The organism is Paraburkholderia sp. BR10937 (assembly GCF_040965695.1).
GTDB lineage: Bacteria > Pseudomonadota > Gammaproteobacteria > Burkholderiales > Burkholderiaceae > Paraburkholderia.
Window position 1 is genome coordinate 1 of sequence record NZ_JBFRCL010000212.1, and the last position, 255, is coordinate 255.

Sequence of the window (255 nt, forward strand, 5' to 3'; positions counted from 1 at the left end):
CGCCGAACACTACGCGTTTGCGCTGTTCCTGCCGGGGGCCGAACTGACCCTGCACGCCGCGCTTCATCCCGCCGACGGTGCTGAGCGGCAGATGCTGTTCGAGGCGCTGCACGCACTGCAGCCGCGTGGCGATCTGCTGCTGCTCGATCGCGGCTACATCGGCAACACGATGGTGGCTGCGCTCGTGCAGCGTGACATTGCGTTCTGCATGCGCGTCGATGCCCGTAACTGGAAATGCGTCACCGCGTTTGCGCG

1 protein-coding gene is annotated in these 255 nt (G+C 65.9%); it reads left to right on the top strand.

The window, feature by feature from the left end:
• Positions 1–255: transposase (locus AB4Y44_RS42705; RefSeq protein ID WP_368702846.1), on the top strand; the 255-nt coding region annotated here is incomplete at both ends.